The 22,693-nt window shown below is 65.8% G+C and carries 17 protein-coding genes; 10 read left to right on the forward strand and 7 right to left on the reverse strand.

The genetic code is table 11. The features are described from left to right. Positions 1-5: 5 nt before the first annotated feature. The 3 genes from AC07NF_RS15615 to AC07NF_RS15625 form a co-directional block, all read right to left on the reverse strand. Positions 6-1,187 (reverse strand): FkbM family methyltransferase, encoded by a 1,182-nt coding sequence (locus AC07NF_RS15615; RefSeq protein WP_494629104.1) that lies wholly within the window; start codon positions 1,185-1,187, stop codon positions 6-8. Positions 1,188-1,312: 125 nt separating this feature from the next. Further along, complete coding sequence (locus tag AC07NF_RS15620; protein ID WP_492812804.1) at positions 1,313-2,800, reverse strand: hypothetical protein; 1,488 nt, start codon at positions 2,798-2,800, stop codon at positions 1,313-1,315. A 68-nt stretch (positions 2,801-2,868) separates the two neighbouring features. After that, a complete protein-coding gene (locus AC07NF_RS15625) occupies positions 2,869-3,168 on the reverse strand; it encodes a helix-turn-helix domain-containing protein (protein WP_492812802.1) in 300 nt (99 codons plus the stop codon). A 260-nt stretch (positions 3,169-3,428) separates the two neighbouring features. On the opposite strand from AC07NF_RS15625, the gene AC07NF_RS15630 reads away from it, so the two are divergent. From AC07NF_RS15630 to AC07NF_RS15670, 9 genes are all read left to right on the forward strand, one after another. Further along, complete coding sequence (locus AC07NF_RS15630) at positions 3,429-6,650, forward strand: beta strand repeat-containing protein (RefSeq protein ID WP_492812800.1); 3,222 nt, start codon at positions 3,429-3,431, stop codon at positions 6,648-6,650. A gap of 252 nt (positions 6,651-6,902) precedes the next feature. Beyond that, positions 6,903-8,624, forward strand: a complete 1,722-nt coding sequence (locus AC07NF_RS15635; protein WP_492813542.1) for a type I secretion system permease/ATPase — start codon at positions 6,903-6,905, stop codon at positions 8,622-8,624. A gap of 61 nt (positions 8,625-8,685) precedes the next feature. Continuing rightward, positions 8,686-9,996, forward strand: coding sequence for an HlyD family type I secretion periplasmic adaptor subunit (locus AC07NF_RS15640; RefSeq protein ID WP_494629094.1), 1,311 nt, complete (start codon positions 8,686-8,688; stop codon positions 9,994-9,996). A 135-nt stretch (positions 9,997-10,131) separates the two neighbouring features. Beyond that, positions 10,132-11,109 (forward strand): GDP-mannose 4,6-dehydratase, encoded by a 978-nt coding sequence (gene gmd / locus AC07NF_RS15645; protein WP_494629093.1) that lies wholly within the window; start codon positions 10,132-10,134, stop codon positions 11,107-11,109. Then, the gene (locus AC07NF_RS15650) at positions 11,109-11,741 is read left to right on the forward strand and encodes an acetyltransferase (RefSeq protein WP_494629090.1); all 633 of its coding nucleotides are present in this window, start codon (positions 11,109-11,111) and stop codon (positions 11,739-11,741) included. Before gmd ends, AC07NF_RS15650 begins: the two co-directional genes overlap by 1 nt. Further along, a complete protein-coding gene (locus AC07NF_RS15655; RefSeq protein ID WP_494629087.1) occupies positions 11,738-12,853 on the forward strand; it encodes a DegT/DnrJ/EryC1/StrS family aminotransferase in 1,116 nt (371 codons plus the stop codon). Before AC07NF_RS15650 ends, AC07NF_RS15655 begins: the two co-directional genes overlap by 4 nt. A 3-nt stretch (positions 12,854-12,856) precedes the next feature. Continuing rightward, a complete protein-coding gene (locus AC07NF_RS15660; protein ID WP_494629084.1) occupies positions 12,857-13,894 on the forward strand; it encodes a glycosyltransferase family 4 protein in 1,038 nt (345 codons plus the stop codon). Further along, positions 13,891-14,928: a glycosyltransferase family 4 protein gene (locus tag AC07NF_RS15665; RefSeq protein ID WP_494629082.1), complete on the forward strand. Its 1,038-nt coding sequence runs from the start codon at positions 13,891-13,893 to the stop codon at positions 14,926-14,928. Before AC07NF_RS15660 ends, AC07NF_RS15665 begins: the two co-directional genes overlap by 4 nt. A 56-nt stretch (positions 14,929-14,984) precedes the next feature. Next, positions 14,985-16,589 carry a TolC family outer membrane protein gene (locus AC07NF_RS15670; protein WP_492812787.1) on the forward strand — a complete coding sequence of 535 codons (1,605 nt, stop codon included), beginning with the start codon at positions 14,985-14,987 and terminating at the stop codon, positions 16,587-16,589. On the opposite strand, the gene AC07NF_RS15675 is transcribed toward AC07NF_RS15670, so the two are convergent. Continuing rightward, positions 16,586-17,872, reverse strand: coding sequence for a glycosyltransferase (locus tag AC07NF_RS15675; RefSeq protein WP_494629079.1), 1,287 nt, complete (start codon positions 17,870-17,872; stop codon positions 16,586-16,588). The genes AC07NF_RS15670 and AC07NF_RS15675 overlap by 4 nt on opposite strands. Before the next feature lie 181 nt (positions 17,873-18,053). Between AC07NF_RS15675 and AC07NF_RS15680 the strand changes: the two genes are divergently transcribed. Continuing rightward, complete coding sequence (locus AC07NF_RS15680; RefSeq protein ID WP_494629076.1) at positions 18,054-19,589, forward strand: methyltransferase regulatory domain-containing protein; 1,536 nt, start codon at positions 18,054-18,056, stop codon at positions 19,587-19,589. Between the two features lie 587 nt (positions 19,590-20,176). Here AC07NF_RS15680 and AC07NF_RS15685 read toward each other — a convergent pair. The 3 genes from AC07NF_RS15685 to AC07NF_RS15695 all read right to left on the reverse strand — a co-directional run bounded on the left by AC07NF_RS15685 (position 20,177) and on the right by AC07NF_RS15695 (position 22,639). Then, entirely contained in the window at positions 20,177-20,926 is a 750-nt protein-coding gene (locus AC07NF_RS15685; RefSeq protein WP_492812782.1) for a DUF599 domain-containing protein, read from the reverse strand. 52 nt (positions 20,927-20,978) lie between these two features. Further along, positions 20,979-22,418: an MFS transporter gene (locus tag AC07NF_RS15690; protein ID WP_494629073.1), complete on the reverse strand. Its 1,440-nt coding sequence runs from the start codon at positions 22,416-22,418 to the stop codon at positions 20,979-20,981. Positions 22,419-22,483: 65 nt separating this feature from the next. Next, on the reverse strand, positions 22,484-22,639 hold the full coding sequence (locus tag AC07NF_RS15695; RefSeq protein ID WP_165185512.1) for a DUF3309 family protein: 156 nt from the start codon (positions 22,637-22,639) through the stop codon (positions 22,484-22,486). Positions 22,640-22,693 lie beyond the last annotated feature (54 nt).

Consider the following 22,693-nt stretch of genomic DNA (forward strand, 5'->3'; position numbering starts at 1 on the left):
CGGTCCTAGCGCTTCAGCAGGCGCTTTTCAGCGTCGCCGCCGGCGCGCACGAAGGCGATGTTGGCCGAGACCACCTTGGCGGCGTCCTTGGCGTTGGTCGGCTGGGCCGCGCTGGTCGCCTCGTCGATGATGTAGGCCTTGAAGCCGGCGTCGGCGAAGGCCTTGAACCACTGGGCCGGAGTCTGGCCGACGCGCTTGAGGTGCTCGGGGCCGAACTCGGCGACGATGGCCAGGTCGGGGTTCTTGGCGATCACGCCCTGCATGCCGGCCAGCACGTCCAGCTCGGCGCCCTCGACGTCGATCTTGACCACGTCCATGCGCTTGGCCGGGGCGATGTCGTCCAGGCGGACCACCTCGACCTGGATCTCGCGCGAGCCTTCGGTCTCGGGCAGGGCGTACAGCGAACTATGGCCGATGATGTCGCTGACGTGGAAGGTCAGCTGCCCGGCTTTCTCGCCGACGGCCTGGTCGCGCACCTCGACCCAGGACAGGCCGTTGAGATACTTCATCTTTTCGAGGTTCGAGCGCGGAACCGCCTCGGGCTCGAAGGCGATGACCTTGCCGCCCGGGCCAGCGGCAGACGCCATCACAAGGGTCAGCAGACCGATATTGGCGCCGACGTCGGCGACGACCATGCCGGGCTGGACCAGCCGGCGCAGCACGTCGGTGGTGCCGGGCTCAAGGCCCTTGCTGGTGGCGTTGGCCAGCATGGTGACGAAGGTCGGCAGGGCCGTGGGGGCCATGATGTAGCCGTCGCGCATGCGGATCGCGGTCGACTCGGCGTCGTAGTGGATCAGCGGCCGCTGCTTGATTTCCAGCTCGTCGAAGCGCGGACCGAACATGCCGGGAATAGCAGCCAGCTCGCCATAGGCCTGGTCGCCGCGCGTCTGGATGTGCGTCAGCTGAGCCGACATGGTCTGCATGGTCTGGAGGACTGCCTGCAGCATGTCCTGGGTCTGGCCCAGGCGCGCCTGAGCGACGTGCAGCTCGCCGGTCAGATGGTTCAGTTGGCTCTGCGTCGCGCGCAGCTCGTGCTCGACCGTGGCCTGCAGGTAGCGGCGGGCATAGTTGGCCACGGGCGCGACGACCGGCCCCAGCAAACGGCGGGCGAAGCCGAAGCGCCGACGCGGCGGCGGGCCAGCCGGGCCGGTTTCGGGCGAAGCGGTGTCGTTGACGGGAGCGCGCATGGCGGAGCTCATCGCCAGGTCCAGACGTGCGGGCCTCAAGTCAGTCCTTCCCGGGCGCAGCTTCGCAGCCGTCGCCCGTCCTATGCGCAAAAGTCATCGCTGCGGGGCAGCGAGCGGATTCCGGTCTAGACCAGAATCCCGCCGTGCAGGAAGGAATGTTGATCACCCACCAGGTTGATCGAGCTGCCATCGATGAAGTCGAAGGTCATGCTGGTCATATGACCAATCGAGCCCGGGTCGCTCATGACGCGGGAGTCGAACATCACGACCTGCGAACCTTGCATCATGATCGACACGTGGTCGGTATGGGCCACGAAGTAGTCGATGAACTGGTTCACCAGATCCACCGAGGCCTGGCCGACGTGCGTCGAGGTCGTGTGGTTTCCGGAAGCCGGAGGCGTGCCGTTCTGTTCCTCGCCGGACGGATTTTGAGACTCCGATACCGGGGTCGGCTGCGTCTCGTTGGTCTCGTTCGATTGAGTCGGGACCGGCGTGGTCTGGTAGTGGTCGCCGCGCGAGATGATCTCGGCCAGCACGTCCGGAAGCTTGGCGACTTCAATCACCGAGATCTTCTGGGCGGCGGTGTCGCCCACCAGGGCGCGGACCAACTGGACGGCTTCGATGTTGGGAAGCGCGCCGGCGCCCAGCCGGACTTCCAGCGACCAGGTCGCCGCGTTGTGGACCTCGGGCACCGCCAGCGGCGCGGTGTCCATGTCCGCGTGCGCGGGGTCCGCGACGGTCAGCGCCACGTTGGCGGGCGTCGTCAGCTCCGCCGAATGGGGCAGGGTCGACAGCAACGCAACCAGCGACAGGACCGACGAGACGGTCTGGGCGGGCGTGTTGGCGACGGCCGAAACGTGGTTTTCGTTCAGCAGGGCGGCGCCGTTGCCGGACGTCAGGCTGGACGCGGCCGGGCTGCCGAAGTCCAGTTCGGCGGCGGCCGACGCCAGAGCGCCGCGGGCGGCCGGATCCAGGCTGCCGGCGTCGACGGTGAAGTCGGAGGCGAGCAGGGCGGCGGCCAGCACCAGCACCGCCTGGTTGGCGGGCAGCTGGACGGTGTCGTAGGTCGGGGCGTTGGCGGCGGTCACGCCAGCCGCAGCGCCGGACTTGGCGGGGCTGGTGTTGGCGCTCGACGACAGGAGCGCCGGGCGCGAGCTTGGAGCCGAGTTGTTCGCGCCGGTCTCGGCCGCGCGGGCTTCGCCGGTCTTGAAGAAGGCGGTGCCGACCACGGCCACCAGCAGGGCGGCGGGGTGGATCGAAACATTGTCGCCGCTCTGCGAGCGGCGGATCAGCGGGTGACGCGCGACCAGGTTGCGCACCAGCGACGAGAAGTCGAAGCCGCGCGCGATCTCTTCATACGCCGGGCCCGCGATCATGTACTCGCCATCGATGCGCGCGAAGTGGATCACCACCTCGCCGTCGTCGGTGCGGTAGAAGACGAACCACGGCTCGTTCTCGTCGCTGAGGCCACGATCGGTGCCGACGCGGATGCCGGCTTTGATCAGGGCGCCTTCCACGCGATAGAATTCGGCCAGCTCTTGCTGGCTCCAATCGGCGGGAGCGGGCGCATAACGCGGCGAACGCTGGAAGAACGAGAGGACTTGCGCAGCCATATTGGCGGAAGATTCCCACGCGTGAGTAGAGACAGCCGGCACGCGCCGGCGGCGACACGTTAGACGAACTACTCTTCGTTGAACAGGATTTCGTAGGTGATCGGATCGTAGAACCGCATCAGCTCACGCACGAACGTCCGCTCGGGCACTTCCAGCGCCCGGGCCCAGTCGCGGTAACGGTCCGGCGGAATGCGGCCGCGACCCGTCTCAAGCTGCGAAATGAAGGTGTAATAGTCCGCGCCGACCTTGGCCGCCAGCTGACGTTGCGAGAGACCAGCGACTTCGCGCTGCTCTTTGAGCCATCGGCCGCCTTCGCGACGGAGGTCTTGGACCTCCGTGGCGCTGCGACGTTGAGGGTTGCCATACATTATAATAGCCGTCCCGGCGCCCGGGGGCGGAGAGCGCTGTCGCTCGCCTGCCGCGCGCAAAAATACCCTCTCCATATACCCCTTCCATGGTCGCGGTACAAGGAACGCGACATAGGAAAATGCTGTACAGTTAGAAAAATGCTGTACAGCTCGATTTCAGGTATTGTGGACGTATGTCGTTTGCTCTATAGCCTTCGCTGCTCCTATGCGCGCCGTTTGGCCGCAGGGGGGTGTGGGATTATCTTTGGGAGACAAGCCAGATGGCTTACAACATCACCCAGCTGACCACGTTCTTCACGAACGCGAACGCTGGCACCGGGCCGACCACGGCTCAGACTTCTCTGCTGCAAAGCATTGCCAACCAAAACGCCACTGGCACGTTCAACGACCCGCAGGCTTTCCAAGCCGCCGTTGACCTGGCTTCGGACACGACCACTGCGGTCAGCGTCGAAACCTACGCCTTCTTCCTCGGCTTCGCGCCGAGCAAGGCTGGTCTGGCCGCTCTGAACGCCGCCTACGTCGGCACGGGCGCTCAAGCTGGTCTGAACGGCGAAAACCGCTTCATCGCTCAGTCGGTGTCGCTGGCGCTGCAAAACCCGACCGCTAAGGCGAGCTTCTCGTCCACCTACGGTTCGCTGTCGATCCTCGACACCGTCAAGACCGCCTACAACATCATCATCGGTACCGCTGCCGCCACCGCGGCCGGCGTGAACCTGGATGCCGCCTACAAGTTCTTCACGGACCAAACGGCTTACTTCACCGCTTTCGTGAAGCAAGTCCTGCCGGGCCTGTCGACCGCTGACCAAGATCTGGCCCTGCGCGCCGCGATCGTTGGCGAAATCATGCACCAAGCCACGTCGTACAACAACGGCGCCGGCATTGGTTCGTACGCCTCGGCCACCAACAACCTGCTGAAGGACCTGGCGGACGACAACACGCTGACGGCTGACAACAACGCCGGCATCGACCTGTTCACCAACTACGGCAGCGGCGGCGCTCCGGGCACGACCTTCAGCCTGACGGCTGCGATCGACAACCTGGTCGGCACCGCGAACAACGACACCTTCGTTGGTCAGCTGAACGCTTCGGTCGACACCGTCGGCCCGCTCGACGCCATCGACGGTGGCGCCGGCACCGACACCCTGAACCTCTCGGACGGCACCGGCAGCGCGCTGGCTACGTCGGCCCTGAGCGTGAAGAACGTCGAAATCCTGAACCTGACCTCGGTCTCGGCTCTGGCCGGCGGTTCGCTGGACACCTCGGCCTGGTCGGGTCTGACCAACGCCAACGTCGTCCTGCAAGACGCTTCGGGCGCTGACCAAACCGTCACCGCCAGCGGCGCTACCGCCATTGCTCTGACGGCTTCGAAGCAAGCCACCTCGGACCTGTTCGTCCAGGGCGGCGGCGCTGTCAGCGTCACCGCCACGGGCGTTGGCGTCGCGGGCAACATCGTTGTCGGCAGCGTCACGGCTCCGACCGGTGCTGTCACCGTGAAGGCGACCGGCGCTGCTTACGACGACGTCGCGAACCGTACCCAAGGCACCATCGCGGTGACCGGCGGCACGACGGTCAACGTCACGCAATCGGCTGGCATCACGGCTGCTCAATCGACCAACGCCGCCACCGACACCACCAACTTCACGCTGACCCAAGGCGCGATGACGGTGACCGGTACGGCTGCGACCACCACGGTCTCGGTCGCTCAGGACGCCGCTGTCACGGTTGTGGCCGGTAACGTCGCTGGCGACGGTAAGGTCGGTATCGCTACCGGCGCTGTCACGATCACCGACGTCAACGCGGGTAACGCGACGAAGGCGGGCACCATCACCACGGTGAACCTGACCAACGGCACGCAAAGCGTTTCGTCGAACGCCCTGACGAACCTGAACCTGTCGGGCACCAACGCGACCACGGTCGTGCTGAGCACCACCAACACGACGACCTCGAAGACGCTGGCCATCGGTCTGACCGGCGGCACCTCGACCGTTGACGACACCAACGACGTCCTGACGTCGGCCACGGTGACGGCTTCGGGCGCGGCCACGGCCACGCTGTCGGCTGACGCTGTTGTCAACCTGACCCTGGGCGGCTCCAAGGGCCTGACGTTCAACGTCGGTTCGCTGAACGCCCTGAAGACCGTCAACCTGACGGGCGCCGGCGGCGTGACCTCGGACCTGAGCGGTTCGACCACGCTGACCAAGATCGACGCTTCGGCCTCGTCGGGCGCTAACGCCATCACGATCCGTGGCCAAACCACGAAGATCGCGTATGTCGGCGGCACCGGCGCTGACAGCGTCACCCTGACGGGTACGCTGGACGCCAACGCTTCGATCCAGCTGGGCGCCGGCAACGACCGCCTGCTGTCGAACGCCGCCGTTATCGGCGCTTCGACCACGGCTGTTGTTGACGGCGGCGACGGCGTCGACGCTATCTCGTCGGCTCTGATCTCGGCTGTGAACGCCTCGGTCTTCAAGAACTTTGAAGTCCTGAACCTGCAAAGCACGGGCGGCGACATCGTCGACGTCTCGCTGCTGACCGGTTCGACGATCGCCAGCCTGGAGCTGAACGGCGGTACGGGTGCGGCTTCGTACTCGAACGTCACGACCGCTCAGTCGCTGGCCATCACCGGCACCAGCGGCGCTGGTAGCGCTGCCACGGTCGTCTTCACGGGCGTCGGTGGCACCTCGGACGCCTACTCGATCAACTTCAACGCCGCTGTGACCGGTACGGCTACCTCGCCGACCGCCGTCAACGCGCGCGCTGTGACGATCGAAGGCATCGAGAACGTCTCGATCGCTTCGGGCGCCACCGGTGGTGTCGCCGCTAACGCGATCACCCTGTCGGACGCCGCTGCTCGCACGCTGACCGTCACCGGTTCGCAAGCCCTGAGCCTGACCCTCACGGGCTTCGGCACGGCTGGCGCCAACGGCGCGAACATCGACGCCTCGGCCGCCACCGGCGCCATCACGATCAACGGCCTCGCCGGCCTTGGTCTGGTGACCGACGGTTCGACCGTGAAGACGGGTACGGGCGCTGACGTGATCACCGTTGGTGCGATCACCGGCCAAGTGACCCTGACCACCGGCGGCGGCAAGGACATCATCGATGTCTCGACCACCGTTGGCACCTCGGGTTCGGGCGCGACTGCCGCTTCGCACGTCACCGTCACCGACTTCTCGACCTCGGACGCTCTGCGCTTCAAGGACAGCGGTGGTGTTGAAACCTTCGCTTCGACGAAGGTTGACCTGACGGGCGTGAACGACTTCGCCGCGGCTCTGAACGCCGCTGCGGCCGGTGCGACCGTTGGCACGATCACGTGGTTCCAATACGGCACCAACACCTACGTCGTCCAAGACAACGGCGCGGGTGCCACCTTCGGCGCTGGCGACATCGTCGTGAAGCTCTCGGGTCTGGTCGACCTGTCGAGCGCCGTGCTGGGTAACACCGGCGCTGCCTCGGGCCCGACGCTGAGCCTGATCTAATATCCTTGAAACCCGTCGCGCCTCGGCGCGGCGGGGGACTTGGAGGAATTGCGCCGTCCTGGTTCGCCAGGGCGGCGTTTTTCTTTTGCGGCGCGCGCCAAATCGGCCCTCTTGCGCCTCGCGGAACCCTGTGCTCTAGCCGGAAGGCGTAGGGCGCTCATTTTCCGCCACAATTTCGTGGTCGAGACGCGACCTCAGTTGTTACTGTATACGACCCCGCCACCCGGCGCGGCGTCTCGAAGGCCTGACATGATCTTCAACCGCACCGGCAACAAGCCGACCATCCTCGACCAGGCCGTCCTGGTCGCGAAACCGGCGGTGATCACCGCCATGGTCTTCAGCTTCTTCATCAACATCCTGGCGCTGGTCAGCCCGCTGTACATGCTGCAGGTCTATGACCGCGTACTGTCCAGCCGCAACGTCGCCACCCTGGTGGTGCTGACGCTGATCTGCGTCTTCCTGTTCGTGATCTATGGTCTGTTGGAAGCGCTCCGCACCCAGGTGCTGGTGCGCGGCGGTCTGAAGTTCGATGGGGTGGCCCGGGACCCGATCTTCAAGGCGGTGCTGGATTCGACGCTCACCCGCAGGGGGCAGGGCGGCCAGGCGTTCCGCGACATGGACCAGGTCCGCGAGTTCATGACCGGCGGCCTGATCGCGTTCTGCGACGCGCCCTGGACGCCGGTATTCATCGTCGTGTCCTGGATCCTGCATCCCTATTTCGGCATCCTGGCGGTCATCAGCTGCTTCATCATCTTCGGCCTGGCCGTGATGAACGACCGCGCGACCAAGAACCCGATCCAGATGGCCACGATGGCCTCGATCGCCGCCCAGAACGACGCCAATTCCACCCTGCGCAACGCCGAGGTCATGAAGGCCATGGGCATGTGGGGCGGCCTGCAGGCCCGCTGGCGTGTTCGCCGCGACGAGCAGGTGGCCTGGCAGGCCGCGGCCAGCGACGCCGGCGGCAGCGTGATGTCGGGCATCAAGGTGTTCCGCCAGGTCGTCCAGACGCTGATCCTGGGCGGCGGCGCCTATCTCGCCATTCAGGGCAAGATCTCAGCCGGTTCGATGATCGCCGGCTCGATCCTGGTCGGCCGCGCCCTGGCGCCGATCGAAGGCGCTGTCGGCCAGTGGAAGGGTTTCATTGGCGCTCGCAGCTCTTGGGATCGCCTGCAGGTGACGCTGCGCGAACAGGACGACAAGGAAGACCACATGCCGCTGCCCGAGCCGCGCGGCGTGCTGTCGGCCGAGGCGGCGTCCATCCTGCCGCCCGGCGCTCAAGCGCCGAGCATGCGTCAGGCCAGCTTCCGCATCGACGCCGGCACGTCCATCGCCCTGGTCGGGCCCAGCGCGGCCGGCAAGTCGTCGCTGCTGCGCGGCATCGTCGGCGTGTGGCCCTGTGTGGCCGGCGTGATCCGTCTGGATGGCTATGACATCAAGCAGTGGGATCCTGAGAAACTGGGTCGCCACATCGGCTACCTGCCGCAGGACATCGAGCTGTTCCAAGGCACGGTCGCCCAGAACATCGCCCGCTTCACCGAGTACGAATCCCAGGAAGTCATCGAGGCGGCCACGCTCGCGGGCGTGCACGAGATGATCCAGGGTCTGCCGATGGGCTACGACACGCCGATCGGCGAAGGCGGCGCCTCGCTCTCGGGCGGCCAGCGTCAACGTCTGGCCCTGGCGCGTTCGGTGTTCCGCATGCCGGCCCTGGTGGTTCTGGACGAACCGAACGCCAGCCTGGACCAGGTGGGCGAGGTCGCGCTCATGGAAGCGATGCAGCGTCTGAAAGCCGCCAAGCGCACGGTGATCTTCGCCACCCACAAGGTGAACCTGCTGGGCCAGGCGGACTACATCATGGTCATCAACCAGGGTGTGATCTCCGATTTCGGCGAACGCGATCCCATGCTGGCCAAGCTGATGGGCGGCGCGCCGCCCCAGGCGCCGGCTCCCACGCCGATCCGCGCCAACTGATCCGTCCGTTCGCCCCTTTTTTCTAAGGCCGCCTCGCGCGCGCCCATCAGGCTGAAAACAGATGAAGCCCCCTAAGCTCCAACGTCCGACGGACAACTACAAAGGTGTGGCCCGTATCGGCTACATCGTCATCGGCATCACCTTCGTCGGCATTCTGGGCTGGGCGGCGTTCGCGCCGCTGGACAGCGCCGTGATCGCCAGCGGCGTCGTGTCGGCCGAAGGCAACAAGAAGACCGTTCAGCACCTGGAAGGCGGCATGCTCCGCAGTATCCTCGTGCGTGAAGGCGAGAAGGTGAAGGCCGGCCAAGTGCTGTTCGAGATGGATCCGACGCAGGTAGACGCCGCGGCCGGCATCACCCGGAACCAGTACGTGGCGCTGAAGGCCATGGAGGCCCGTTTGCTGGCGGAACGCGATCAGCGTTCGTCCATCAGCTTCCCGGCCGACCTGCTGAGCCAGCGCAGCGACCCGGCCGTCTCGCGCGCGCTCGCCGATGAACAGTCGCAGTTTCTGGAGCGCCGCCAGACGATCTCGGGTCAGGTCGACCTGATGAACGCCCAGCGCGATCAGTACCAGAGCGAGATCGACGGCATCGAGCGCCAGACTCAGGGCCTGAAAGACCAACTGGGCTATATCCAGGACGAGCTGAACGACCTGCGCAAGATCTACGACAAGGGTCTGGTGCCGCGGCCGCGCCTGCTGGCGCTGGAGCGTGAGCAGGCGTCGCTGTCCGGCTCGATCGGCCGCCTGACCGCCGACCGTTCCAAGGCCGTGCAGGGCATGTCCGAGACCCAGCTGAAGATCCGTCAGATCAAGCAGCAGTTCTTCCAAGAGGTCAGCCAGAACATCGCCGAGACGCGCGTGAAGCTGGCCGAGGTGACCGAGAAGGAGGTTGTGGCTTCTGACGCGCAGCGCCGTATCCGGGTCGTTTCCCCGGTCAGCGGCACCGCTCAGAACCTGCGTTTCTTCACCCAGGGCGCGGTCGTTCGCCCGGCCGAGCCGATGGTCGATATCGCGCCGGATGATGAGGCCTTCGTCATTCAGGCTCACTTCCAGCCGACCGATGTGGACAACATCCATGCCGGCATGGTCACGGAGGTCCGTCTCCCGGCCTTCCATTCGCGTGAAATCCCGATCCTGAACGGCAAGATCGAGTCGATCTCGCGCGACCGCCTGAGCGATCCGGAAGGCAAGACCGTCTACTTCCTGGGGATTGTCCGGGTCGATCCCAAGCAGCTGCCCAAGCCCCTGCGCTCCAAGATCACCGCCGGCATGCCGGCTCAGGTGGTCGTGCCGACCGGCGAACGCACCGTGCTGCAGTACCTGTTCTCGCCGCTGCGCGACACCCTGCGCACCACCATGCGCGAGGAGTAGGGCGGGCGATTTCAAAGGCCTGATTTCCCACACCTTTCGGAAAGCGGCGCCGGGCGGCCGAAATGTCGTCGGCGGCGCTTTCCAATCGGCTCCAATAGTGTAGTCAGACACCTTTCATTCTTACTGGAGTCGAGTGTGGCGAAGACGGCTTTGATCACCGGCATCACCGGGCAGGACGGGGCGTACCTCGCGAAACTTCTCTTGGAGAAGGGCTACACGGTCCACGGCATGCTGCGCCGCTCGGCCTCGGCCGACGTAATCGGTGACCGTCTGCGCTGGATCGGCGTCTATGACGACGTGCAGTTTGAGCTGGGCGACCTGCTCGACCAGGGCGGCCTGACCCGCCTGATGCGCCGTCTGCAGCCGGACGAGGTCTACAACCTGGCCGCCCAGAGCTTCGTCGGCGCCTCGTGGGACCAGCCGCACCTGACCGGTTCGGTCACCGGCCTGGGCACGACCAACATGCTGGAAGCGGTGCGCGAGGAATGCCCGCAGGCCCGCTTCTACCAGGCCTCGTCGTCGGAGATGTACGGCCTGGTCCAGCATCCGATCCAGTCGGAGAAGACCCCGTTCTATCCGCGCTCGCCGTACGCCGTGGCCAAGATGTATGCCCACTGGATGACGGTGAACTACCGCGAGAGCTTTGGCCTGCACGCTTCGGCCGGCATCCTGTTCAACCACGAGAGTCCGCTGCGCGGCATCGAGTTCGTGACCCGCAAGGTCACAGATGCCGTGGCGGCCATCAAGCTGGGCCAGCAGAAGACCGTCGACCTGGGCAACCTGGACGCCAAGCGCGACTGGGGCCACGCTCAGGACTATGTCGAGGCCATGTGGCTGATGCTGCAGCAAGAGGTTCCGGACGACTACGTGGTCGCCACCGGCAAGACCTGGACCGTCCGCGAGATGTGCGAGGTGGCCTTCGCCACCGTCGGCCTGAACTACCAGGACCACGTCACGATCAATCCGAAGTTCCTGCGTCCCGCCGAGGTCGATCTGCTGCTGGGCGATCCGGCCAAGGCCAAGGAAAAGCTGGGCTGGGAGCCCAAGATCACCATGCAGGCGCTGATCGCCGAGATGGTGGAAGCCGACATCGCCCGTCGGTCGAGGAACTGATGAGCGCCGGCGTCGTCATCATCGGCGGCGGCGGCCACGCCAAGGTGGTCATCGAAAGCCTGCGCGCTTCGGGGAAGGCTGTGGCGGCGATCGTCGACGCCGATCCGACGCCGCGCGAGGTTCTGGGCGTTCCGGTGGTCGGCGACGACCTGAAGTTGCCCGAGCTGAAAGAGCAGGGGCTCTCCCAGCTGTTCGTCGCCATTGGCGACAACCGCCTGCGCGAGAAGCTGGGGCGCAAAGCTCAGGGCCTGGGTTTTGTCCTGGTCAACGCGATCCATCCCTCGGCCGTGATCTCGCCCAGCGCGAAGCTGGGCCAAGGCGTGGCGGTGATGGCCGGCGTGGCGATCAATGCCGATACGACCGTCGGCGACCTGGCGATCATCAACACCGGCGCCGTCGTGGATCATGACGGCCGCCTGGGCGTGGCGTGCCACCTCGGCCCGGCCTGCGCCCTGGCTGGCGGTGTGACCGTCGGCGACCGGGCCTTCCTCGGCGTTGGCGCGCGGGTGATTCCCGGCGTGAGCATCGGGGCGGACACCACCGTCGGCGCCGGCGGCGTCGTGGTGCGTGACCTTCCGGACGGCGTCCTGGCGATCGGTGTGCCGGCCAAGATCAAAGGAGAGCGTTCTTGAGCAGTCTTCCGCGGATTTCCGTCGCGCAGCCCAGCCTCGACGGCAACGAGCGCGACTACGTGTTGGAATGCGTGGACTCGACGTGGATCTCGTCGGCCGGCCGCTTCATCACCGACTTCGAGAAGGCCTTCGCCGACTATTGCGGCGTCAAGCACGCGATCACCTGCAACAACGGCACGACGGCGCTGCACCTGGCCCTGGTCGCCATGGGCATTGGCCCGGGCGACGAGGTGATCATCCCCAGCCTGACCTATATCGCCTCGTGCAACGCGGTGACCTATTGCGGCGGCACGGTCGTGCTGGTCGACAACGACCCGCGCACCTTCAACGTCGATCCGGCCGCCATCGAGGCCAAGATCACGCCGCGCACCAAGGCGATCATGCCGGTCCACCTGTACGGCCAGATCGCCGACATGGACCCGATCCTGGAGATCGCCAAGAAGCACAATCTGCTGGTCATCGAGGACGCGGCCGAGGCCGTGGGCGCGACGTACAAGGGCAAGATGTCCGGCTCGCTGGGCGACTGCGCGACCTTCAGCTTCTTCGGCAACAAGATCATCACGACCGGCGAAGGCGGGATGATCACGACCAATGACGACGAGCTGGCCAAGACCATGCGGCTGTACCGTAGCCAGGGCATGGATCCGAACCGCCGCTACTGGTTCCCGGTCGTCGGCTTCAACTACCGCATGACCAACATCCAGGCCGCGATCGGTCTGGCGCAGTTGGAACGCGTCGAGCACCACCTGGCCGCTCGCGAGCGCGTGGTGGCCTGGTACGAGGAGAAGCTTTCGCGCCTGGGCAATCGGGTGACCAAGCCATTCGTCGCCGACACCGGCCGCCACGTGTTCTGGATGTACACCGTGCGCCTGGGCGAGGGCCTTGCGACCTCGCGCGACCAGGTGATCAAGGATCTGGACGCCCTGGGCATCGAGAGCCGCCCGGTATTCCACCCGATGCACGTCATGCCGCCTTATGCCCATCTGGCGACCGGCGACCTGAAGCAGGCCGAAGCCTGTGGCGCCGACGGCCTGAACCTGCCGACCCACGCAGGCCTGACCGAGGCCGACATCGACCGTGTCGTCGCGGCGCTCGACCAGGTCCTGGTCTAGCCGATGCGCATCATCCTCCTGTCCTCGATCGTGCCGTTCATCAACGGCGGCGCGCGCTTCATCGTCGAGTGGCTCGAGGAGAAGCTGATCGAGGCCGGGCACGAGGTCGAGCGGTTCTACCTGCCGTTCACCGACGATCCGAACGAGATCCTGCACCAGGTCGCCGCCTGGCGGCTGATGGACCTGACGCAGTGGTGCGACCGGGTGATCTGCTTCCGGCCGCCGGCCTATGTAGTCGACCATCCCAACAAGGTGCTGTGGTTCATTCACCACATCCGCACCTTCTACGACCTGTGGGACACGCCGTATCGCGGCATGCCCGACGACACCCACCACCGGGCGATCCGCGACAACCTGCGGGCGCTCGACACCCAGGCGATCTCGGAAGCGCGGGCGGTGTTCACCAATTCCCAGGTCGTTGCCGATCGTCTGAAGGCGTTCAATGGCCTGGACGCCACGCCGCTGTATCCGCCGGTCTATCAGCCCGAGCGCTTCACCCACACCGGCTATGGCGACGAGATCGTCGCGATCTCGCGCCTGGAGCCGCACAAGCGTCAGGCCCTGATGATCGAGGCCATGCAGTACGTGAAGACCGGCGTGAAGCTGCGCCTGGCCGGCACCGCCTCTAGTCCCGAATACGGCCGCCAGCTGCTGCAGAGGGTTCAGGAGCTGGGCCTGCAGGACCGGGTCATTCTTGAGGACCGCTGGATCAGCGAGGACGAGAAGGCGGAGATGCTGAAAGAGGCTCTCGCCATCGCCTATCTGCCCAAGGACGAGGACAGCTATGGCTATCCGTCGCTGGAAGGCGCCCACGCCAAGAAGGCGATCATCACGACCACGGACTCCGGAGGGGTGCTGGAGTTGGTCGAGCACGGCCGCAACGGCCTGATCAGCGAGCCTGATCCGCGCGCCCTGGCCGAGCAGTTCGACCGCCTGCACGCCGACAAGCAGGGCGTCGCCAAGATGGGCAAGGCGTCGCTGAACCGCCTGGCCGAGATGAAGATCGACTGGAGCACCGTCGTGGATCGGCTGACCGCATGAAGGTGCTCGTCGTCAACAACGCCGCCCCGTTCCAGCGCGGCGGCGCCGAGGAGCTGGCCGACCATCTGGTTCGTCGCCTCAACGCCACGCCCGGCGTGCAGTCCGAGCTCGTCCGCGTGCCCTTCACCTGGGAACCCGCCGAGCGCCTGATCGAGGAGATGCTGATCTCCAAGGGCATGCGCCTCTACAATGTCGACCGGGTGATCGGCCTGAAGTTCCCGGCGTATCTGATCCCGCACCAGGACAAGGTGCTGTGGCTGCTGCACCAGTTCCGCCAGGCCTATGACCTGTCCGAAGCCGGCCAGAGCCATCTCGACTTCGACGAGACGGGACGCACGGTGAAGGCGGCGATCAAGGCGGCCGACAACGAATGTTTCGCGCAGTGCCGCAAGATCTGGTGCAACTCGCCGGTCACCCAAAACCGCCTGATGAAGTTCAACGGCGTGGCCTCCGAGGTCCTGTATCCGCCGCTGAACGACGGCGAGCTGTTCACGGGCGGCGACTATGGCGACTACGTCTTCGCCGGTGGCCGGGTGGCGGCGGGCAAGCGCCAGCACCTGCTGATCGAGGCCCTGGCCCTGCTGCCGGGCAGCCTGCGCCTGGTCATCGCCGGCCCGCCGGAGAACCAGGCCTATGCCGATCGCCTGACCAAGCTGGTCGAGGATCTGGACCTGAAGGATCGTGTTGATCTGCGGTTCGGCTTCCATCCGCGCGCGGACATCGCCCGCTGGGCTAACGACGCCCTGGTCTGCGCCTATCTGCCGTTCGACGAGGACAGCGTGGGCTATGTGACCATGGAGGCCTTCGCCGCCGGCAAGGCCGTGCTGACGGTCACCGACAGTGGCGGCCTGCTGGAGATCGTCAGCCAGGACACCGGCGCGGTGGCCGAGCCGACGCCTCAGGCCTTGGCCCAAGCGCTGGATCGTTTGACGTGCGACAAGGCGCGGGCGATATCGCTGGGGACCGCGGCGCGCGATCTTTGGCGCAACAAGAACGTTACGTGGGAGGCGACTGTGCGTCGCCTTCTTGATTAAGCCATAAATATTAGGTTGAACGCCGCGTTCCGGCGGGGGCCGTGGAAGTCTAGGAAATGCGAGTGCTGTCGAAAGTCTTGTCCGTTCGGACGTCCGTGATCGCCTTGGCCATCGCCATGGCGGCTGTCGGTCGTGCCGACCTCGCGCACGCCGAGACCCTGGCCGACGCGATCACCGCCGCTTACCAGAGCAATCCCAACATCCAGGCCCAACGCGCCGCCATGCGCGCCCTGGACGAGAACTACACCCAGGCGCGGGCGGCCTACGGCCTGCAAGCCAACGTGCAGACCTCGGAAGGCTATGGCTACGCCAAGGGCGCGCAGACCCGCAATGGCTTCACCGGGATCGTGAAGGCCCAGGAGGCGACCGGTCTGTCGACCGACATTTCCGTCAGTCAGGCGCTCTACACCAATGGCCGTTATGCCGCCCGTCTCGGCGGCGTCGAGGCCCAGATCAAGGCCGCGCGCGAGAACCTCCGCCGCATCGAGATGGACCTGCTGGTTCGCGTCGCCAACGCCTATGTGTCGGTGCGCCGCGATCGCGAAGTGCTGCGCGTCAGCCAGGGCGGCGAGGCGTGGCTGCGTAAACAGCTGCAAGACACCGAGGACAAGTACGGCGTTCGCCAGGTCACCCTGACCGACGTCCAGCAGGCCAAGGCCCGCGCGGCCCAGGCGAGCACCCAGGTCGCCAACGCCGAGGCCCAGTTGAATGTCAGCGTCGCGGCCTATGCCTCGCTGGTCGGCCACCTGCCCGACAATCTCGAACCGGAACCGGACGTCGACGGTTTGCCCGCGACGCTGGACGAAGCGTTCAATCAGGCCGAAGAGGCCAACCCGACCCTGAATTCGGCCCTCTTCACCGAAAAGGCGTCCCGGCTGGGCGTCGCCGAGGCGCGGGCCCAGCGCCTGTTCTCGGTCTCGGCGCGCGCGGACTATCGCAACGGCCCCTACGTTCCCTACAGCGCCAAGGACTCCAACCGCACCGACACGATCAACGCGTCGATCACCCTGAGTCAGCCTCTGTTTTCCTCGGGCCAACTGAACTCGCAGGTTCGTCAGTCGATCGAGGAAAACAATCGCGACCAGCTGCTCATCGAGGACGCCCGCCGCAACATGGTGCTGGGCGTTTCGCAGTACTGGGATCAGTTGACCGCCGCCCGCAAGTCGCTGGTCTCGATCGAAGCGGAAATGAACGCCGACCGCATTGCCTTCCTGGGGGTGCGTGAGGAAGAACGCTTCGCCCTGCGCAGCACGATCGAAATCCTGAACGCTCAGGCCGAATTGCAGGCCGCCCAGATCAACTTCCTGCGTGGTCGCGCCAGCGAATATGTCGGCCGCCTGCAACTGATGGCCCAGGTCGGCACGCTGGAAGTCGGCAATCTGGCGCCCGGCGTCCAGCCCTACGATCCCACGCGGCACTTCAAGAAGGTTCGTTACAAGGGCATGCTGCCGACGGACCTGGTGGTCCAGACCGTCGACAAGATCGCCCTGCCGATGCAGGCCAACAAGCCGAAGCCTGGCGACACCACGCCGATCCGGCCGCCGTCGTCCGAGCTGCCGGCCGCGCCGGTGTCGGCCGACAAGGTCATGCCGCCGCCGTCGATCAACGAGTTGCCGCCCCTGACGGACGACTCGCCGGTCAAGACCTCGCCGAGGGGCTAGAGCGGCAGCAGGCCGCGGGTCATCCGCAGCCAGGCTTCACGATCGAACGAGACATGGCCGTTGCGCGCCGTCGCAGCGGCCATTTTCTTATGCCAGACGTCGTCCGACAGCATTCGCGCAAGCTTGGCCGCCGCGTCATCGACATCGGCGTCGGCCCACCGTCCTGTTCGGTAGATCTGGCCATCGCCCTCGACCGGGATCAGCGTGAAGTCGACAAGCTGACTCGAGGCCGGATCCATGAACTCGACGGTTGAGGACCAGCCGGTCGCCAGGGTCGGCTTGCCCAGCCAGATCCCCTCGGCCAGCAGCAGGCCGTAACCCTCCGAGCGGTGCAGGGACAGGATGACGTCGCTGCTGGCCGTCAGCAGCGCCATGTCGTCAGCCGACAGGTTCTCTGTCATCAGGCGGATCGACGGATCTTCGGCGACCAGATCCTGGAGCGCCTGAAAGGTCTCGGGATAGAGGTCGGCTCCGACGACCTTGCAGACCAGCAGCGCCGGCCGGGCGGCTGCGGCATGGGCCTTCTGAAAGGCCGCGAGCGCTGCGTAGGGGTTCTTGCGTTGGGCGGTCGAGCGCAGGTCGAAGGCCATGAGTATGACGACGTCGTCGTCGGGGAAGCCAAACCGCGCGCGATCGGGAGCCGGGCGTGGGTTCAGATACAGCGGGTATGGGGCGGGGGTGACCTGCACCCGGGCCGGCGCGATCTTGCGGATGGCGTCGGCGGCGAAGATGGAGGGCGTCCAGACTTCGTCGACCAGGTCGAAGGCCGGGATCCAGTCGGCTGGCGCGTCCTCCAGCTCCCAGGCCCAGTAGCCGATATGGCGGCGGCCCTCCAGCGGGCGCCCCTCGGTCTCGCGGGCCCAGCGCAGCAGCTCCGGCGGATTGATGTGCGAGATCACCACCCCGCGCTCGTTCTCGACAGGCGGCGAGAAGGGGACCGCCAAGTCGACTGGAAAGCCAACGCTGGCCGAAAGGTCGATGGCGCGCACAGGCAGGCCGGCGTCGGCGAAACCTCGGGCCAGCATGCGGGCGCCTTCGCCCAGGCCATGCACGGCGCCGTGGAAGCCGACCACGGTCACCGGGGGGGCAGGCGGCAGGTTGCGACGTCGAGCGCGGCGATGGGCTCTTGCCTGCGCCACACGAAGCTTCCGCGTCTTGGCGGCGTCTTCCAGGGCTTCCGCGATCGCGCGCCAGGCCGCGCCGGGCGCGCCTGCGGTCATGTGCGCGGCGCGACGCACCGGAACGGGCAAGTCGCGCCAGAGCGCGAGGAGGGAAGACTTCATAGGCGTGCCGGCAGCTTCGATCGCGGTCCTGTGGACGACTGACCTATAGCGATGCCCGGCGCCGACGCCATGATGAAAGACGACGGGCCCACAGCTTAAATCACGGCTTGAACTTGCGAGTCGCAACCAACCATGCAGCAATTCACCGGGGTCGGGGTTTGCTGAGCAGTGGGGATACTAGGTGTCGACTGAATGGAATTCCGGCTACGTCACGGACGTAAATTACACGCTCGGCTACTACAGCGAGCTGAATCCTATCCGTTGCCGCCTTCCGTTATTGTTGGTCGGCCGTCATGCGCCGAAGATCGAGAACGCCTGCGAGCTGGGCTTTGGTCAGGGGCTGTCGGTCTCGATCCACGCGGCGGCCCAGCCGGGCGTCAACTGGTACGGCACTGACTTCAACCCATCGCAGGCCGCCTTCGCTTCGGAAATGGTCCGGTTGTCCGGCGCCGAGGCCAAGCTCTACGACGAAGCCTTCGCCGATTTCTGCGCGCGCCAGGATCTGCCGGACTTCGATTTCATCGGCCTGCATGGCATCTGGACCTGGATCTCGGACGCCAATCGCGCCGTCCTGGTCGACTTCATCCGCCGCAAGCTGCGTCCGGGCGGAGTGCTCTACATCTCGTACAACACGCTGCCGGGGTGGTCGGCCTCGGCGCCGATCCGCCATCTGATGAAGCGCCATGCCGACGTGATGGGCGCGCCAGGCCAGGGCATCATCGGCCAGACCGACGCGGCGCTGAACTTCATCGATCAGTTCCTGGCCCTGGAGCCGCTCTACGCCAAGGCCAATCCCGGCGCCGTCGAGCGCCTCAGCCAGATCAAAAGCCAGGATCGCAAGTACCTAGCCCACGAGTACATGAACCGCGACTGGCATCCCATGTACTTCGCCGACCTCGAGAACTGGTTGAGCGACGCCAAGGTCGGTTTTGCCTGCTCAGCGCACGCGACCGACAACATGCATGAGCTGAACCTGACGCCGCAGCAGACCGAGTTCCTGCGCGGCATTCCTGACGTGTCGCTGCGCGAGACGATCCGGGACTATTGCGTCAACAACCAGTTCCGGCGGGACTACTGGATCCGCGGCGTGCGGGACCTGATTGGTTACGAGCAGGTGACGGCGCTGCGCGAAGAGCGGATCGTGCTGACGATGGCGCGGGAAAGCCTGCCGACCAAGGTGCGTGGCGTACTCGGTGAGGCGTCGCTGATCGACACGATCTATGGACCAATCTTCGAACTGCTGCTGGACCATAAGCCGCATACGATCCAGGAGTTGGAGGCCCACGTCGCCCCCAAGGGCGTCCAGTTCCCTCAGCTGGTATCCGCCCTTACTATCTTGCTCGGCATGAACGTGATCAGTCCCGCGGCCTCGGTGCAGGATGTCTCCAAGGCCAAGGTCCGGACGCATGCCTTCAACAAGACGATCGCGCGTCGGGCTCTTGCGGTCGGTGATGTCGGCGTGCTGGCTTCGCCCGTGACGGGTGGGGGCGTCGGCGCCACACGGTTCGAGCAACTATTCTGGCTGTCCAAGCAAAATGGCGGCAAGACGCCGGCCGACTGGGCGCAATTCACCTGGTCCGTGCTTAAGGCGCAGGGGCAGGCGATCCTCAAGGACGGCGCAGCGCTGCAGGGTGAGGACAATCTGACGGAACTGCGAGCCCAGGCTGAAGCGTGGAACGCCAGGGCCTTGCCCGTCTGGACCGCTCTTGGCATCTGATCATTCTCGTTAGGCGAGAGTTCGCGTCACAAAGGCTGCGAACCATGGCTCGGCGTCGCCTCGCAAGAGGCGCGCCGATTTCGCCTCTCCGGAGAATGGTCGCAAAACCGTCAAGCGCTTTGGGAGCAGATTTGAGCGTTTGAAAATGTAGTTCAGGCTCAGCGGTGATGTTTGGTCGATCCTCTAGTGTTTATTCTTCACTGATCGATAAGGGCATTGCTGAGTAAATCTACTTTGGAGATTTCAATAAATCCAATGGCCCTGGAGGCCTTCAATGGAGGGCGGCGGTCGACGCCCGATATTGCGAGCGTCGCCGAGGGAATCTGGCTGGAGCGTTGCAATAGCGGAAGTTGCAACACGAATTCACGACCAAATGTCGGTTTCCCGTAGCTAGGTGGTTGCGAAACGCCCGAGGTTAAGGTATGAAGAACTTGTCTACCCACAAGACTTCCCATTAGCCCCGCCGGAGACTGAGTCACCGGCGGGGCTTATTGCATTCGGGGCCTTGGTGTTCGCGATCAGATGAACGCCACGTCCGGGGCGGTGTTCCTCCGGCCAAGCTTTCGGATGCCGAAATTCGGTTCGGTCTAGATCCGGTCTTCCGGCGGCGGCGGGTTCAGGCGCGTCAGGTGCGGACCGTGGACGACCGGCTGGCGCTCCAGGATCTGCCGGACCTTGCGGACCGCCGCCGAGGCGCGGCTGCGGCGCTGGCGCCAGAGCAGCAGGGTCATGGCCCCCAGGGTGGCGCACAGGAAGGGCAAGGGGCCCAGCAGCCACACCGCGGCCGCCAGGGCGAAGTAGTAGGCCCGGACGCCGGCGTTGAACGCCGATAGGGCCGGATTGAGGATGCCGCCCGCGGCTTCCGCATATTCGGCCAGCACGGCCGGCGGGGCCCACATCGGCGCGGCGCCGATCGCGGCCAGGCAGTAATTCATCTGACGGATCGACCAGATGAAGTCGAGCAGGCCGCGCGCCAGGGCGATCAAAACCAGGCCCAGCTTGATCTGGAACATCATCGGCGTGGTCTTGGCCAGCACGGCCAGGCCCTCGACGCTCTTCCAGGCGGTGTCGCCGCCGAACAGCACGCCGGCCGCCGCGGCGATCAGGATCAGGTTCGACGAGGCGAAGAAGCTGGCCGAGTTGATCGCATGGCCCAGCAACTGGCCGTCCAGCAGGGCGATCTCGCGCACCGCCATCTCCTGCATCCACCGGCGACGGATCACGGTCATGTCGGTGTTCAGCACGCCGCCGCCTTCGCCCAGGCGCTTGAGCATGGGCTCGTACAGCAGCCAGCAGGCGGCGAAAACGGACAGGACGATGGTATCGAGCACGTGCATGGGGGATTTCTAGCCCGACAATTAGAGTCGGAAAACGGGGTTCAGTCCCAGATCAATCCTCGTGGATCAGGCTGTGATGCCGCGTGTCCTTCAGGATGACCGAACAGATCAGGCCCAGCGCCATCACGCCGGCGACATAGAGATAGAAGGTGCTCTCCAGCCCGCCGTGCTTGAAGGCCAGGGCGACCATCTCGGCCGTGCCGCCGAACAGCACATTGGCCAGGGCGTAGGGCAGGGCCACGCCCAGGGCGCGGATCTCGGCCGGGAACATCTCGGCCTTCACCACCGCGCTGATCGAGGTGTAGCAGGACTGGAAGGTCATGCCGGCCAGGATCAGAACGAGGGCCGTGGTCACCGACGCCGTCTGGCTGATGCCGGTCATGATTGGCCAGATGGTCAGGGCGCCGCCGCCGAAGGCCAGGATCAGCATCGGCTTGCGCCCGAACCGGTCCGACAGCCAGCCGGCCAGGGGCTGCAGCAGCATGAAGCCGATCATCGACAGGGCGCTGATCTCGGAGGCCTGGCCCTTGCTGAAGCCGGCGGTATTGACCAGGAACTTCTGCATGTAGGTGGTGTAGACATAGAAGGTCAGCGAGCCGCCGGCCGTCAGGCCCATGATCAGCAGGCTCTCGCGCGGATGGCGGCGCACCAGCGGCACGATCAGCGACACGAAGAACAGCACCAGGAACACCGCGCCCAGGATCTGGGCGGGCCTGGCCAGCGGGCCAGTGGTGACGCCCGTGACGCCGGCGATCACGGTCAGCACCAGGAAGACCGCCGCGCTAGCCACCTGGCCGCGCGACAGGGTTTCGCGCTGGGCGGGGCGCTTGAAGGCGATGCTCTCTTCCAGACCGCGGCGGATCCAGAACACTACCACCGCCAGAAGGGCGCCGATGACGAACGGCACGCGCCAGGCCCAGGCCTTGAGCTCGGCCTCGCCCACGAAGCGCTGCAGGATGATCAACACCGCCAGCGCCAGCAGCTGTCCGGCGATCAGGGTCACATAGTGGAAGCTGGACCAGAAGCCGCGGCGGGCCTTGCCGGCCATCTCGCTCATATAGGTGGCGCTGGCGCCGTACTCGCCGCCGACCGACAGGCCTTGCAGCACGCGCGCGAAGAGGAGAATGGCGGGGGCCCACAGGCCGATAGTGTTGAAGCCGGGGGTGACGGCGATGATCAGCGCGCCGCCGCACATCAGGGCCACCGAGACTGACAGAGCCGCCCGGCGGCCGGCGTGGTCGGCGTACATGCCCATCAGCCAGGCGCCGATCGGGCGCGCGACGAAGCCCAGGAAGAACACCGCCGCCGCCTGCAGCAGCTGCACGGTCTGGTCGCCCTTGGGGAAGAAAGCGGGCGCGAAATACAGGGTGAAGGCGGCGTAGGCGAACCAGTCGTACCACTCGACCAGGTTGCCGGCCGAGCCGCCCAGGATGGCCTTGGCGCGGGCCAGCGGCGACAAACGCACGCTGCCCGCTTCGGCGGTCGCCGTCATGTGTATCTCCCCCTCCCGTTACGAAGGGGGAGACTAAGCGAACGCTGGTCTAGCGAATAGACCCGCTAGATCCTGCCGAGCAGGACCAGGATGATCAGAATAACCAGGATCAGGCCCAGGCCGCCGCTGGGGAAGTAGCCCCACGAACGGCTGTGACCCCAGGTCGGCAGCGCGCCAATGAGGGCCAGGATCAGGATGATGATGAGGATCGTGCCAAGCATGGTCCGAAGTTTCCCTCCAATCCCGCGTCAGCCACCGTGGCGACGCTTAGGTTC

Source organism: Caulobacter sp. GW821-FHT10A06 (genome assembly GCF_059415805.1).

Bases quoted from the DNA above. Each gene is read 5' to 3' on its own strand.
- AC07NF_RS15650 (WP_494629090.1), top strand. From the start codon at position 11,109: ATGAGCGCCGGCGTCGTCATCATCGGCGGCGGCGGCCACGCCAAGGTG.
- AC07NF_RS15620 (WP_492812804.1), bottom strand. From the start codon at position 2,800: ATGGCTGCGCAAGTCCTCTCGTTCTTCCAGCGTTCGCCGCGTTATGCG.
- AC07NF_RS15670 (WP_492812787.1), top strand. From the start codon at position 14,985: ATGCGAGTGCTGTCGAAAGTCTTGTCCGTTCGGACGTCCGTGATCGCC.
- AC07NF_RS15685 (WP_492812782.1), bottom strand. From the start codon at position 20,926: ATGCACGTGCTCGATACCATCGTCCTGTCCGTTTTCGCCGCCTGCTGG.
- AC07NF_RS15615 (WP_494629104.1), bottom strand. From the start codon at position 1,187: ATGCGCGCTCCCGTCAACGACACCGCTTCGCCCGAAACCGGCCCGGCT.
- AC07NF_RS15695 (WP_165185512.1), bottom strand. From the start codon at position 22,639: ATGCTTGGCACGATCCTCATCATCATCCTGATCCTGGCCCTCATTGGC.
- AC07NF_RS15625 (WP_492812802.1), bottom strand. From the start codon at position 3,168: ATGTATGGCAACCCTCAACGTCGCAGCGCCACGGAGGTCCAAGACCTC.
- AC07NF_RS15660 (WP_494629084.1), top strand. From the start codon at position 12,857: ATGCGCATCATCCTCCTGTCCTCGATCGTGCCGTTCATCAACGGCGGC.
- AC07NF_RS15630 (WP_492812800.1), top strand. From the start codon at position 3,429: ATGGCTTACAACATCACCCAGCTGACCACGTTCTTCACGAACGCGAAC.
- AC07NF_RS15675 (WP_494629079.1), bottom strand. From the start codon at position 17,872: ATGAAGTCTTCCCTCCTCGCGCTCTGGCGCGACTTGCCCGTTCCGGTG.
- AC07NF_RS15640 (WP_494629094.1), top strand. From the start codon at position 8,686: ATGAAGCCCCCTAAGCTCCAACGTCCGACGGACAACTACAAAGGTGTG.
- AC07NF_RS15690 (WP_494629073.1), bottom strand. From the start codon at position 22,418: ATGACGGCGACCGCCGAAGCGGGCAGCGTGCGTTTGTCGCCGCTGGCC.
- AC07NF_RS15665 (WP_494629082.1), top strand. From the start codon at position 13,891: ATGAAGGTGCTCGTCGTCAACAACGCCGCCCCGTTCCAGCGCGGCGGC.